This window comes from Segatella copri, from assembly GCF_009495355.1.
Taxonomy (GTDB): domain Bacteria; phylum Bacteroidota; class Bacteroidia; order Bacteroidales; family Bacteroidaceae; genus Prevotella.
The window spans coordinates 1-12,582 of the sequence record NZ_VZAD01000019.1 but is presented as its reverse complement, the minus strand read 5'-3'; the positions used below and the strand labels follow the sequence as shown (position 1 = coordinate 12,582).

The following is a 12,582-nucleotide window of genomic DNA, read 5'->3' as shown; positions in this document are numbered from 1 at the left end:
TTTGGCAGTGAAACGCATCAATACCATAGGTAAAAAATGCGTCGGATTTTAAACGAATTTTGAACACCCTACCTGTAAGGGCAAAAGCTTTGTAAATTGCCTGGAGTTTTAAAGCTTTTGCCCTTACAGGGCGACAGGTTTGCTGACGTAATTACCCAGGGCGCTGCCCTGGGCTAAGAGCTTCTGCCCTTTCAGGGCGTGCTGCTTACTTGCGAAACTTGAATAAAGTAATAAAGAATCATGATAGTAACCGTGGAATGGATGGAGAGATGGTTTGAAACATTCAACATCTCCTATTTCGACGCCCAACTGCCATTGCCAGTTATGGCTTTGAGTCGTGCCAGAACCCGTTTGGGACAAATGGCGTTTAAGCGTGTGTCGAGGTGGGGCAAGGTGCGTCTTTACGATTTCAAGATATCGATGACAACCTATTACGACATGACCGATCGTCAGGCCAAGAGTGTGTTGCTTCATGAGATGATACATTACGCCATAGCCTATACGGGGCTTCGCGATACCTCTTCGCATGGTGTCGTGTTTCGTGGGCTGATGGACAACCTGAACCGGAAGTATGGTTGGGATATCAGGGTCATGACCTCTACCAAGGGGTGGAAGGTGAGTGAGCAGGTAAAGGCTAAAAAGACTTTGCGAGGTCCGCAGACATACTTGATGTTGGCCATCGAAATGCACGATGGTAAATATTACCTGTCGCGTGTCAATCCGAGTTTTGCCATGGGGATAGAGCGAAAGGTCCGGGCACTTCGAGAGGTGAGACATCATCAGTGGTATACCACCCAGGAGTCTTATTTTGAAGATTATCCTCAGGTGAGAAGCCTCAGAGGGCGACGCATCTCAAAAGCCGATTATTCTAAGTTGCTCCACGTTCTGCAAGAAACCGAAATAGATGTTTAGAGACCGCTTGTTCTTGGTTTGACGGATAGAAAAAATCCTATAGCGAAGGGGACTTTGTCGCTATAGGATTGAAATCAGTGATTCGAAGTCATTGCAGAACTCGGTCATCTTGTGATAGAGCAGGTTGCAACCTTGATGGGAGAGCTCTTCGTCGGGAAGAGGTCCCGAGTTGATGGCCACGGTGAAGATATTGGCAGCAACACCTGCACGAACGCCTAAGGGCGCATTCTCCACCACGATGCCCTGCCAGGGCTTCAGGTTTCCTGCCTTCTGAAGTCCCATGAGATAAGGGTCGGGATTGGGTTTGCCCCGTTTCACGTCGTATGCCGTAACGATGTGCGACTCGTCGAGGAAGTCGCCGAAGTCGTCGAGCAATCTCAGGATGAGCGGTCGTTGTCCGCTTCCCGTCACCACGCCCACCTGCATACCGGCATTCTTGATTTTCTGCATGATGTCCTTTACCCCGGGGAAGATCTGTGCAGTAGGCATGGTGTGGAAGATTTCGGTCTTCACGTCGTACATCTTCTGTGCCTCGTCGAGCGAGATGTCGATGCCTTTCTGCTTCTTCACCATCATCTGAATGGTGTCTATGCCTCGAGCGCCCTCTGTGGCATAGGCGTCGGATGCCGTCATGTGGATGTCGAACTGCTTCATGGATTCCTGCCATGCCACGGCATGATTGGGCATGCTGTCGTACAGCACACCGTCCATATCAAAAAGAACGGCTTTAGGGTTGAACTCCCCAAAGCCGTGGTCTTTTAAGTATTTTGAAATAGCTTCTTTCATCTATTATTTTTCGTTAGCCAGACGCTCCTGGATGGCTTTGCTCTCTGCCTCATAGCCAGGCTTGTTGAGCAATGCGAACATATTCTTCTTGTATGCCTCAACACCAGGCTGGTTGAATGGGTTCACCTCTTCCAGGAGACCGCTGATGCCGCAAGCCTTCTCGAAGAAATAGATGAGCTGGCCGAGGTAGTAGGCGTTCAACTCAGGTACGTTAACCAAGATGTTAGGCACACCACCGTCTACGTGAGCCAGACGGGTACCGAGTTCAGCCATCTTGTTCACCTCGTCCACACGCTTGCCCTCGAGGAAGTTCAAGCCGTCGAGGTTCTCATCGTCGTGAGGGAAGAGCAGCTTCTCGTTAGGAGTCTCAACGCTGATGACGGTCTCGAAGATAGAGCGCTCGCCCTGCTGAATCCACTGACCCATAGAGTGGAGGTCGGTAGTGAAGTCGCAGGCAGCAGGGAAGATACCCTTCTGGTCCTTGCCCTCGCTCTCGCCATAGAGCTGCTTCCACCACTCAGCGAAGTAGTGCAGCTTAGGCTGGAAGTTGCATACGATCTCGATCTTCTTGCCAGCCTGTGTGTAGAGTGCCTGACGTGTGGCAGCATAGATGGCAGCAGGGTTCTCGTCGAAAGCCACGTCCTTGCCGCAAGCCTTCTCCATGTCGACAGCACCTGCAACGAGCTGCTTTACATCGAAACCAGCCACAGCGATAGGCAACAAACCTACTGGAGTCAATACTGAGAAGCGACCACCCACATTGTCAGGGATGATGAAGCTCTTGTAGCCCTCCTTGTCAGCGCAAGTGCGTGCAGCACCCTTCTTGGCGTCGGTAACGGCCACGATGACATCCTTGGCCTCGTCCTTGCCACGCTGGTCCTCGCACTGCTTCTTCAAGAGGCGGAAAGCCAGGGCAGTCTCGGTAGTGGTACCCGACTTAGAGATGTTGATGACACCAAATTTCTTGTCCTTCAAGTATGTAGTCAACTCGTAGAGGTAGTCCTCACCGATGTTGTTTCCTGCGAAGAGGATGGTAGGGTTCTTCTTGTCTGCTACGAGCCATGCGAAAGAGTTTCCGAGGCCTTCGATGACGGCGCGTGCACCGAGGTAGCTACCACCGATACCTGCTACAACAACCACCTCGCACTTCTCACGCAAAGTGTTGGCCACAGCCTGAATCTCGTCGAGGAACTCAGGAGTGATAGAAGATGGCAGATGCAACCATCCCAAGAAGTCGTTACCTTCACAAGTGCCGTTCTCAAGAGCTTCCTGAGCGGCCTTTACCTTAGGCTCGTAAGCCTTTACTGCACCTTCTGCGAGGAAGGAAGCAGCCTTTGTAATGTTTAAGCTGATACTTTTCATTTTATTTTTTTTATCTGAATGAATCTGTTAATAGTTTGATTTCGATTTGCGGGCTGATGCGCTCGTACAATATATTATATACGGCATCGAGAATCGGCATGTTGACGTGCATGTGGCGATTGATTTCCTTCATGCACTTGGTGCCGAAATATCCCTCTGCAATCATCTCCATCTCTACCTGTGCACTCTTCACGCTGTAACCCTTGCCTATCATGGTTCCGAAGGTGCGGTTGCGCGAGAAGTTGCTGTATCCCGTCACGAGCAGGTCGCCGAGGTAGACCGAGTCGTACATGCTTCGCTCGATGGGGTGCACGGAAGTGAGGAAGCGGTGCATCTCCTGCACGGCGTTCGACATGAGCACCGCCTGGAAGTTGTCGCCATACTTCAGTCCTCCACAGATACCGGCAGCAATGGCGTAAACGTTTTTGAGCACGGAAGAGTACTCGATGCCGATTACGTCGCTCGAGGTCTTGGTCTTGATAAACTCGCTTGCCAGGCAGTCGTTGGCAAAGGCCTTGGCTTTCTCGGTGTCGCTGCATCCCACGGTGAGGTAGCTGAGTCTTTCGAGCGCCACTTCCTCGGCATGTGACGGTCCGCCGATGCAGGCGAGGTTCTCATAGGGCACGTCGTACACCTGATGGAAATATTCCGAGCATACGAGGTTTTCGTCGGGCACGATACCCTTAATGGCCGTGATGATGAACTTGTCGTCAATCCGGGTTTTGAGTTTCTTGAGATGATTCTTCAGGTAGGGCGATGGTGTTACGAACACGAGTGTGTCGTAGTTCTGCACTATCTTGTTGATGTCTGAGGAGAAGAATATCTCTTCGACATTGAACCGTGCTGCTATGAGATAGGCAGGGTTGTGTCCCAGTCGCTTGAAGTCCTCGATGCGGTCGTCGCGACGCATATACCAACCTATGTGATGAGTATGTCCCACCACAATCTTGGCTATAGCTGTTGCCCAGCTTCCTCCGCCAATTATCGCAATTTTACCGCAATTATACACCTTTTTATTTAATGTTTAATGTTCTCAAGTTTTTTTCAAGAATTAGAGAATTTCAGAATTATCTCCAATTCCCTAATTCTTGAAACCCAAAAACTTGAATTTTATTTGTTTGCTGCATCAATCCAGCCTTGGATATCATCAACAGAAGGCTTCTCGTATCCGAGTTTGTACTTCTTGTTGATTTCGCCGATCTTCTGCTGTAATCCCTGAGCCTTCTCGTCGCGGATGTCGGAGATGAGGTTGAAGCCAGCCTTGCGGAGCACGTATGCCCAGTCTTCTGGCACGCCGATCTCTTCCCATTCCTTGATAGAGCTCTGAGGCATCTTCTTCTCGGGTTTCATCTGTGGGAAGAAGAGCACCTCCTGGATGAATGTCTTGCCCGTCATGAGCATGACGAGACGGTCGATACCGATGCCGATGCCCGATGTAGGAGGCATACCATACTGCAGAGCGCGCAGGAAGTCCTGGTCGATGATCATCGCCTCGTCGTCGCCCTTGTCGGCCAGTTTCATCTGGTCGATGAAGCGCTCTTCCTGGTCGATAGGGTCGTTGAGCTCAGAGTATGCGTTGGCCAGCTCCTTGCCGTTGACCATGAGTTCAAAGCGCTCGGTGAGTCCTGGCTTAGAGCGGTGCATCTTGGTGAGTGGCGACATCTCCACAGGGTAGTCGGTGATAAAGGTAGGCTGGATGAAGGTTCCCTCGCAGAACTCTCCGAAGAGCTCGTCGATGAGCTTGCCCTTGCCCATGGTCTCGTCTACGTCCATGCCCTTCTCCTTGCAGAAGTTGCGTATTTCCTCCTCGGTCTTTCCGTTGCAGTCGAAGCCGGTCTTCTCCTTGATGGCGTCGAGGATAGGCAGACGGCGGTAAGGTGCCTTGAAGCTTACGATGTTGCCGTCGATCTCGCGCTCTGGCTTGCCGTTGACGGCGATACAAATGGTCTCGAGCAACTTCTCGGTGAATGACATCATCCAGTTGTAGTCCTTGTACTGTACGTAGAGCTCCATGCAGGTGAACTCAGGGTTGTGGTTGCGGTCCATACCCTCGTTGCGGAAGTTCTTTCCGATCTCATAGACGCCCTCGAAGCCGCCTACGATGAGTCGCTTCAGATAGAGCTCGGTGGCGATACGCATGTACATATCCTGGTCGAGCGCATTGAAGTGAGTGATGAATGGGCGGGCCGAAGCACCACCTGCGATGCTCTGCAGGGTAGGAGTCTCCACCTCTGTATAACCAGCGTTGTCAAGCACACTGCGCAGGGTGCGCAATACTGTGGCACGCTGCAGGAAGGTGTCCTTCACGCCGTCGTTGACGATGAGGTCGACATAGCGCTGGCGATAGCGCAGCTCTGGGTCGTCGAACTTGTCGTATGCCACGCCGTCTTTGTACTTCACGATAGGGAGTGGCTTGAGGCTCTTGGAGAGCAGGCACAGCTCCTTGGCGTGAACGGAGATCTCGCCTGTCTGTGTGCGGAAGACGAATCCCTTGACACCGATGAAGTCACCGATGTCGAGCAATTTTTTGAATACCGTATTGTAAAGGTCCTTGTTCTCGTCGGGACAGATTTCGTCGCGGGCGATATAGACCTGTATTCTTCCCTTAGAATCCTGCAACTCGGCGAAGCTTGCCTTGCCCATCACGCGTCGGCCCATCATACGGCCTGCGATCACTACCTGGCGTGGCTCGTCCTCGTCTTTGAACTCAGCCTTGATGTCTGTGCTGAATGCATTGGTTGGAAACTCTGCTGCTGGGTATGGGTCGATGCCCATCTCTCGCAATGTCTGAAGACACTGTCTGCGAACTATTTCCTGTTCGCTCAACTCTAAAATGTTCATATTCTATTGAGATATATCTTATTATTCGTGGTGCAAAAATACGAATAAAATTTTAACTGACGTAGTATTTTATGCTTTTTAATATATTAATAATGTGCAAACGATGCAAAATAGATGAGTTTTCCCTTCGTTAAGTCTGAAAAAGACAGGAACTTCCTCATGTGCGGAAGTTGAGTCAGATATTGAGTGTTATGCAAAAACGCCAGTCTTGTATTCTCTGTCAAGCAACTGATATATATAAGCAGGGCTTTCGACGTAAAGACCGGTTTCTTTGTCATTGAGCTTTTGATATGTATCTGAATTGTAAATGAAATCTAAAGCTTGCTCTATGGATATGTTGTAATCCTGCATCAAGTATTCTGTCATTTTATCAACAGCTCTGTTTGTCAAGTATTTGTTTATCTGTTCTTTTGTCATTTTTTCAATCTTTTGAGTAAGAGAATAGCTTTGCTTGTTCCAAAGAAGTATTGGTTATTGAGATGTTTGAATTTCAATTCTTCGGCCAGTTCTTCTATCGTATAGGTGCCTTCTTCGTATCGTCCAAGTAAGTAGGCAACGCCGTCGTCAGCTATTGGACCGATGACAATATCATAATTGTGCTTGTAAGGTGGGGTTGTCCTACTTCGGTTCTTGTAGATAAACTCCGCCCATTCTGCGCAAACGAAATCGAACTGGAGGACTTTAATATCAGGGGATTCTAAGAGCTGTTCGTCGAACTCGTATTTTTGTACAATAGGGGTGCCTCCAAACATGAGTGCTCTTTTGGTAGCCAATTCTTCGGCCTGGCTTTTTATGTCAGTAAGGTAAAAACCTTGTCCGAAATCTTTGTAATTCCTTGTTTTTTTGATTTCTATTTCATCGAAATCAACATTAGTACCGTGGTAGAGTATCATGCTAAAGTTCCTCCATTTTTTTGACATATAACAACTAAATCGTCTACAGTATCTTCGATAGACTGAAGATGAAGGGTATTATAGAATTGTATTAAAAAGTGGATGCCTTGAAAATGTTTCAAGTATTGGTATGCGTTCTTGATGGGAAGATTATATCTACTCCCCATACATCGAATGCACGCATTTATAAAAGGAATCTTATATTTGTCTTCCATTTTGCTAACTTTTTTAAGTATACTCTTTTGCAAAAGTACGAGTTTTCTTTGTAAACTCCAAATTTATTCTTCCAAATTTGTTTTTTCTCGATAAAAGTATAAAATTACCTTATTTATTTTGTTTTATCTCTTATTTCTATTAATTTTGCATTATACTTAAAAAAACAGCACAATGAACATAGATGAAATAGTAAAGAGGATAAGTAAGACCGACGGACTGTCGAAGACGCTGGGTATGAAATTCATCTCTACCCCCGAGCCCGATACCATCATGGCGACGATGAAGGTCGACGAGCGCAATCGCCAGCCCTTTGGATTCCTGAGTGGTGGCGCCTCGCTGGCGCTGGCCGAGAATGTGGCGGGCATAGGCTCGCTGGCACTCTGTCCGGGACGCATTGCCGTGGGCATCAACGTGAGCGGCACCCATGTCATCGCCGTATCCGAGGGCGACACCGTTACCGCTTACGCCAAGTTGGTGCACAAGGGAAGAGTGCTGCACACATGGCAGGTGGACATACGCAACTCGCAGGGCGAGACCGTGTGCACCGTGCAGGTGACCAACTATGTGATCACTCCGAAGAAAGACCAACCCAAGAAACAGGCAGAATAAGAAGATGACGGCTTTTGCGTATTATCGTTTGCCCTGCGAGCAGCATGCCACCTATGTGGCGCAGCACGTGGGAGAGCCCGAAATCCTCTCCTCTGTGGCTCAGCTCAATGGCAGGGAAGGCTTCGTGATAGTGCCTTTCCAGCCTTCGGCCGAATGCCCCGTGGTGCTGATTCATCCCGACGAGAAAAGGGTGATTCACTTGACTGGCGAGAACTTCGAGGGAGGCCAGGACGAGAAAAACTCGGATGGAGGCTTGAAGGACGAGAATGGAGGCTTGAAGGGAAACGGGAAATCAGAGGAGAAGGACGGCTATGTCCGCGACTTCGGATGCTTTCACGGGCAGTTGCAGAGGGGAGTGTTCCGCAAGATCGTGCTGGCACGCAGGTCGGTGCAGACAACCCGCCTGTCGGCCGAGGCGCTCTTCGCCAAGGCTTGCCGCATGTATCCGCGTCTCTTCGTGGCATTAGTGTGTTCCGAGGCTTCGGGCATGTGGCTCATGGCGACGCCCGAGGTGCTGCTCAATGGGCGTGCGGGCGAGTACCACACCATGTCGCTTGCCGGCACTCAGAAAGCGCCCATGACATCCTTGTGCCCCATCCCTCACGAGGCGACTGAGGGCTTTGAGTGGCCGCAGAAGGACCAGGAGGAGCAGCAGTACGTCACCGATTACATCGAGGCGTGCATCAGGACCTTCTCCGACGACTATCGTCTGCAGGGTCCCTACACGATGACGGCGGCCCATCTGTGTCATCTGCGTACCGACATCCATTTCCGTCTGCCCTGTGCCGACGTGCTGGGCGATGTGCTCGAAGCGCTCTATCCCACGCCAGCCGTGTGTGGCATTCCCAAGGAGCCTGCCCGCAGGTTTATCCTGCGTCATGAGCACGAGCCCCGTCGGTACTACAGTGGTTTCGTGGGCATGCTGTCGCCCCGTGCCGATACCCATCTCTTCGTGTCGCTCCGCTGTATGCGTCTTCTGCCTGGTGGCATCTGCGAGCTCTATGCCGGTGGCGGCCTCCTGAAGGAGAGCGAGATGGAGAAGGAGTGGAGGGAGACCGAGGCCAAGATGCAGACCATGATGGAGCTGGTTTGAGTTAAAGGAGAATACTCAGGAGTTAAAGGAGTTAAGGAGTTAAAGGAGTTAAAGGAGTTAAGGAGTTAAAGGAGTTAAGACAACAGCTTTGTGGGTGTATTCATTAAGCAGCACGCCCTGAAGGGGCAGAAGCTCTTAGCCCAGGGCAACGCCCTGGGTATAAAGGCAATCAGCAAGGCGCCCTGTAAGGGCAAAAGCTTTACAAATTGTCCCTGGAGTTTCAAAGCTTTTGCCCTTACAGGGCGACAAGTTTGCTACCATGATAACCCCCAGGGCGTTGCCCTGGGCTATGAGCTTCTGCCCCTTCAGGGCGTGCTACTTATAGGAGCTTCTGGGTTTTTCAGGGCGTGCTGCTTATGGACGTGTGGAGTGGACTTGACCTTTCCCCATTCCTTCAAGACATTTGTCTTAACTCCTCAGCGACCGCAGGGAGCGATAACTCCTTAACTCCTTTAACTCCTGAAATTAAACATTCAACATTCATAAAAAAATGTATAGCAATATCGAGAATGTCAATATCCTGACCAGTGTACTCAAGAGTCACGGAGTAAGGCGAGTGGTGGTGTGTCCCGGAAGCAGGAACGCCCCCTTGGTTCACAATTTCAACGAGGCGGAGGGCATCACGTGCTATCCCGTCACCGACGAGCGCAGTGCCGGTTTCATGGCCTTGGGCATGTCGATGGCAGGCTCGCTGGGCTATAGTCCCGACCCCGTGGCGGTGTGCGTCACCTCGGGCTCAGCCCTGCTCAATGTCTATCCCGCCGTCGCCGAAGCCTACTATCAGAAGTTGCCCATCATCGTCATCTCTGCCGACCGCCCCGAGGCGTGGATAGGTCAGCAGGACGGGCAGACCCTTCCGCAAGCCCACGTCTTCGGACAGATGGTGAACAGGAGTGTCGACCTGCCGATGATTACACCTTATATAATAGACCATCCTGCCTCTGCCCAGATGCACGACGAGCAGGCATGGTATTGCGAGCGACAGGCCCACGAGGCCGTCATCGACTGCGTGCACCGCAAGTCGGGCCCCGTGCACATCAACATACACATCGCCGAACCCCTCTACGAGTTCACCCAGGAGGAGCTCCCCCATACCCACTGGGTAGACTATGTGAGGACCGGTCTCTACGGAGGCGGATTCCACTATGGCGACCTGCTCGACTTCCTGAACGCCCGCAGGCCGATGATCGTCGTGGGACAGGACTATCCCTCGACCTCGCTCCATGGCATCAAGAACATCAGCTCGTGGGCAGTGACGCTCATCGAGCCCACCGCTCTCGGCACGTCGAGCAAGGATCCCGCCTCGCACGACTACTCCAGCAACCTCTTGGCAAGCAGTTTCGAGGAGGTGCTCGCCCGGTTGGAGAAAGGAGAGATAGAGGTGCCCGTGATGCGGCGACGCATGGTGACCTACGATGTCGAGGACCTCATGCCCGATTTCATCCTCTATGTGGGCGGCACGCTGGTGAGCAAGCGCCTCAAGCAGTTCCTGCGACGGGCAGCCCGCAGCAGGGAGCAGGGCGGAGGCGGAGCCAAGGTGTGGCGGGTGAGCAAGGACGGCGAGATGGTGGACACCTTCATGCACATAGACCGCATCTTCCAGTGCGACCCCGACCAGCTGGCCTCTGCCATGACCGATTACGACCAGGCCTACGATGCCGATGTGAGCGACTTCAAGGACCGGTGGTTCTGGGCTCTGCGTGCGGCCAAGCGGCACGCCTACGACTATGAGCCGCCCTACAGCAGCATGGCGGCAGTGAAATACTTCCAGCAGGAGTATCTTGCCCACTCCGTGCTGGGCGACACGAGCGAGTGCCGTATCTTCTATGGCAACAGCATGCCCATCCGCCTGGCGGGCATCTACGCCTGCCAGTATGTGCATTGCTGTCGTGGCGTCAATGGCATCGAGGGCACGCTCTCTGCAGCAGCAGGCCTGTCGGTGGTGCTCTCCGAACAGCATCATCCCGACGCCAAGAGCCAGCAGAAGGTGTTCTGCGTGCTGGGCGACCTGAGCTTCTTCTACGACCAGAACGCCCTCTGGAACCGCAATATCAACGGCAGTCTGCGCATCCTCCTGCTCAACAATGGCGGAGGTGCCATCTTCGGCAAGTTTGAGGGACTGAAGGAGAGTGCCGCCCGCGAGCGCTTGGTGATGGCAGAGCACGTCACCTCGGCCTGTCACCTCTGTCAGGCTCACGGAGTGGCTTATCAGAATGCCGACGACATGGCGTCGTTGCGTGAGGGCATCGACTGGCTCATCCATACCGAGTCCGACCGCCCCATGCTCATGGAGGTATTCACCGACATCGATGCCGACAACGAGGCCGTGGAGGGATTTTTCGGGAGATAAACATAATACATAAATACAACGATATGAGAGAATGGAAAAAAATAGAAGGATTTGATTTCAAGGAAATCATCTTCGAAGAGTATCATCACATAGCCAAGATAACCATCAACCGAGAGCGTTATCGCAATGCCTTCACACCCCTCACCACATGGGAGATGTCGCAGGCCTTCAGCTATTGCCGTGAGAGTCAGAACATACGAGTAGTCATCCTCACCGGTGCCGGCGACAAGGCCTTCTGTGCCGGAGGCGACATGCACGTCAAGGGGCGCGGAGGATACGTGGGAACCGACGGAGTGCCACGCCTCAATGTGCTCGACGTGCAGATGCAGATACGCCGTCTGCCCAAGCCCGTCATCGCCATGGTGAACGGCTATGCCATCGGTGGCGGCCATGTGCTCCACGTGATGTGCGACCTCACCATCGCCTCCGAGAATGCCATCTTCGGACAGACGGGTCCCAAGGTGGGAAGCTTCGACGCAGGCTTCGGAGCCTCTTACCTGGCACGCATGGTGGGACAGAAGAAGGCCCGCGAGATATGGTTCCTGTGCCGACAGTACAGCGCCCGTGAGGCCGAGGAAATGGGCATGGTCAACAAGGTGGTGCCCCTCGCCGAGCTGGAGGATACCTGTGTGGAGTGGGCAGAGATCATGATGGAACGCTCGCCCTTGGCACTGCGCATGATCAAGGCAGGACTCAATGCCGAGCTCGACGGACAGGCGGGCATCCAGGAGCTGGCAGGCGATGCCACCATGCTCTATTACACCATGGACGAGGCGCAGGAGGGCGGCAAGGCCTTCCTCGAGAAGCGCAAGCCCCGCTTCGACGACTATCCACAGTTCCCATGATGCTCTGAGGAGAATTCTCGGGAGCTTTTTCAGGAGTTATTTTTCAGGAGTTAAGGGAGTTAAGGAGTTATCGCTCCCTTCGGTCGCTGAGGAGTTAAGACAAATGCCTTTGTGGGCAATGTTTTAATGTTTGATTTCAAGCAATAAGACTGTTGTCTTAACTCCTTAACTCCCTTAACTCCCTTAACTCCCTTAACTCCCTAACTCCTTTGACTCAAAGGTTCAAATAAGTTTATCGAAAGCATCTTTGAAGAATTTCTCAAACCATATTTGAGGATGGTCGGTTATCATGTGCTTGCCCGATTTCGGGATATGAATGGCAATGATATACCCCAATTCGGGATAAAATAGCGATTAGTTGCATGTGAAGACAGATACGCGAGTTCTCTTCCCATGCCATCAGACATGGGCTGTATATAAAGAATCGAAAGAGATTATTCTGTCTTTAGAACAATGAAAGTTGCTTCGTGTCTTCGATGCAGTATCCTTGCAATGCCATTGGCTTGTTGTCAAAGAAACAATATGCTCCCAATGCTGAGATGAGGTTCATGACAAAGTTGTTCACAGACCTATGACGCGAATGTACAATCTGTGCCGTATTCTTCAGCATGTCGTTAATTGTTTCGATAATGTATCTCTTGCGCAGCATCATTCTGTCATAGAACGGCATCAGCT

General features: G+C 51.7%; 13 protein-coding genes. 5 read left to right on the top strand and 8 right to left on the bottom strand.

Translation table 11 applies throughout. From position 1 onward, the window contains the following. Positions 1–240 precede the first annotated feature (240 nt). The gene (locus tag F7D20_RS01990) at positions 241–912 is read left to right on the top strand and encodes a SprT-like domain-containing protein (RefSeq protein ID WP_158462624.1); all 672 of its coding nucleotides are present in this window, start codon (positions 241–243) and stop codon (positions 910–912) included. Between the two features lie 60 nt (positions 913–972). On the opposite strand, the gene F7D20_RS01985 is transcribed toward F7D20_RS01990, so the two are convergent. The 7 genes from F7D20_RS01985 to F7D20_RS01955 all read right to left on the bottom strand — a co-directional run bounded on the left by F7D20_RS01985 (position 973) and on the right by F7D20_RS01955 (position 7,009). Further along, positions 973–1,698: an HAD family hydrolase gene (locus F7D20_RS01985; protein ID WP_158462623.1), complete on the bottom strand. Its 726-nt coding sequence runs from the start codon at positions 1,696–1,698 to the stop codon at positions 973–975. Positions 1,699–1,701: 3 nt separating this feature from the next. Beyond that, on the bottom strand, positions 1,702–3,060 hold the full coding sequence (locus tag F7D20_RS01980; protein ID WP_158462622.1) for a glucose-6-phosphate isomerase: 1,359 nt from the start codon (positions 3,058–3,060) through the stop codon (positions 1,702–1,704). A gap of 10 nt (positions 3,061–3,070) precedes the next feature. Beyond that, positions 3,071–4,069: an NAD(P)H-dependent glycerol-3-phosphate dehydrogenase gene (locus F7D20_RS01975; protein WP_022253148.1), complete on the bottom strand. Its 999-nt coding sequence runs from the start codon at positions 4,067–4,069 to the stop codon at positions 3,071–3,073. A gap of 101 nt (positions 4,070–4,170) precedes the next feature. Next, a complete protein-coding gene (gene lysS, locus F7D20_RS01970; RefSeq protein ID WP_022253147.1) occupies positions 4,171–5,901 on the bottom strand; it encodes a lysine--tRNA ligase in 1,731 nt (576 codons plus the stop codon). A 189-nt stretch (positions 5,902–6,090) separates the two neighbouring features. After that, entirely contained in the window at positions 6,091–6,318 is a 228-nt protein-coding gene (locus F7D20_RS01965) for a hypothetical protein (protein ID WP_022253146.1), read from the bottom strand. Continuing rightward, the gene (locus F7D20_RS01960; protein ID WP_158462621.1) at positions 6,315–6,794 is read right to left on the bottom strand and encodes a DUF3990 domain-containing protein; all 480 of its coding nucleotides are present in this window, start codon (positions 6,792–6,794) and stop codon (positions 6,315–6,317) included. The genes F7D20_RS01965 and F7D20_RS01960 overlap by 4 nt, the downstream gene beginning before the upstream one ends. Beyond that, entirely contained in the window at positions 6,791–7,009 is a 219-nt protein-coding gene (locus F7D20_RS01955) for a DUF3791 domain-containing protein (protein WP_158462620.1), read from the bottom strand. Before F7D20_RS01955 ends, F7D20_RS01960 begins: the two co-directional genes overlap by 4 nt. Positions 7,010–7,181: 172 nt before the next feature. Here F7D20_RS01955 and F7D20_RS01950 point away from each other — a divergent pair, with 172 nt between their 5' ends. The 4 genes from F7D20_RS01950 to menB all read left to right on the top strand — a co-directional run bounded on the left by F7D20_RS01950 (position 7,182) and on the right by menB (position 11,907). Continuing rightward, positions 7,182–7,619 carry a PaaI family thioesterase gene (locus F7D20_RS01950; protein ID WP_022253143.1) on the top strand — a complete coding sequence of 146 codons (438 nt, stop codon included), beginning with the start codon at positions 7,182–7,184 and terminating at the stop codon, positions 7,617–7,619. Positions 7,620–7,623: 4 nt separating this feature from the next. Continuing rightward, positions 7,624–8,712 (top strand): chorismate-binding protein, encoded by a 1,089-nt coding sequence (locus F7D20_RS01945; protein ID WP_158462619.1) that lies wholly within the window; start codon positions 7,624–7,626, stop codon positions 8,710–8,712. 490 nt (positions 8,713–9,202) lie between these two features. Next, the gene (gene menD / locus F7D20_RS01940; RefSeq protein WP_158462618.1) at positions 9,203–11,062 is read left to right on the top strand and encodes a 2-succinyl-5-enolpyruvyl-6-hydroxy-3-cyclohexene-1-carboxylic-acid synthase; all 1,860 of its coding nucleotides are present in this window, start codon (positions 9,203–9,205) and stop codon (positions 11,060–11,062) included. A 23-nt stretch (positions 11,063–11,085) separates the two neighbouring features. Then, entirely contained in the window at positions 11,086–11,907 is an 822-nt protein-coding gene (menB, locus tag F7D20_RS01935; protein WP_022253138.1) for a 1,4-dihydroxy-2-naphthoyl-CoA synthase, read from the top strand. A gap of 445 nt (positions 11,908–12,352) precedes the next feature. On the opposite strand, the gene F7D20_RS01930 is transcribed toward menB, so the two are convergent. Then, on the bottom strand, positions 12,353–12,582 hold a 230-nt coding region (locus tag F7D20_RS01930; RefSeq protein ID WP_228114052.1), incomplete at its 5' end, for a transposase.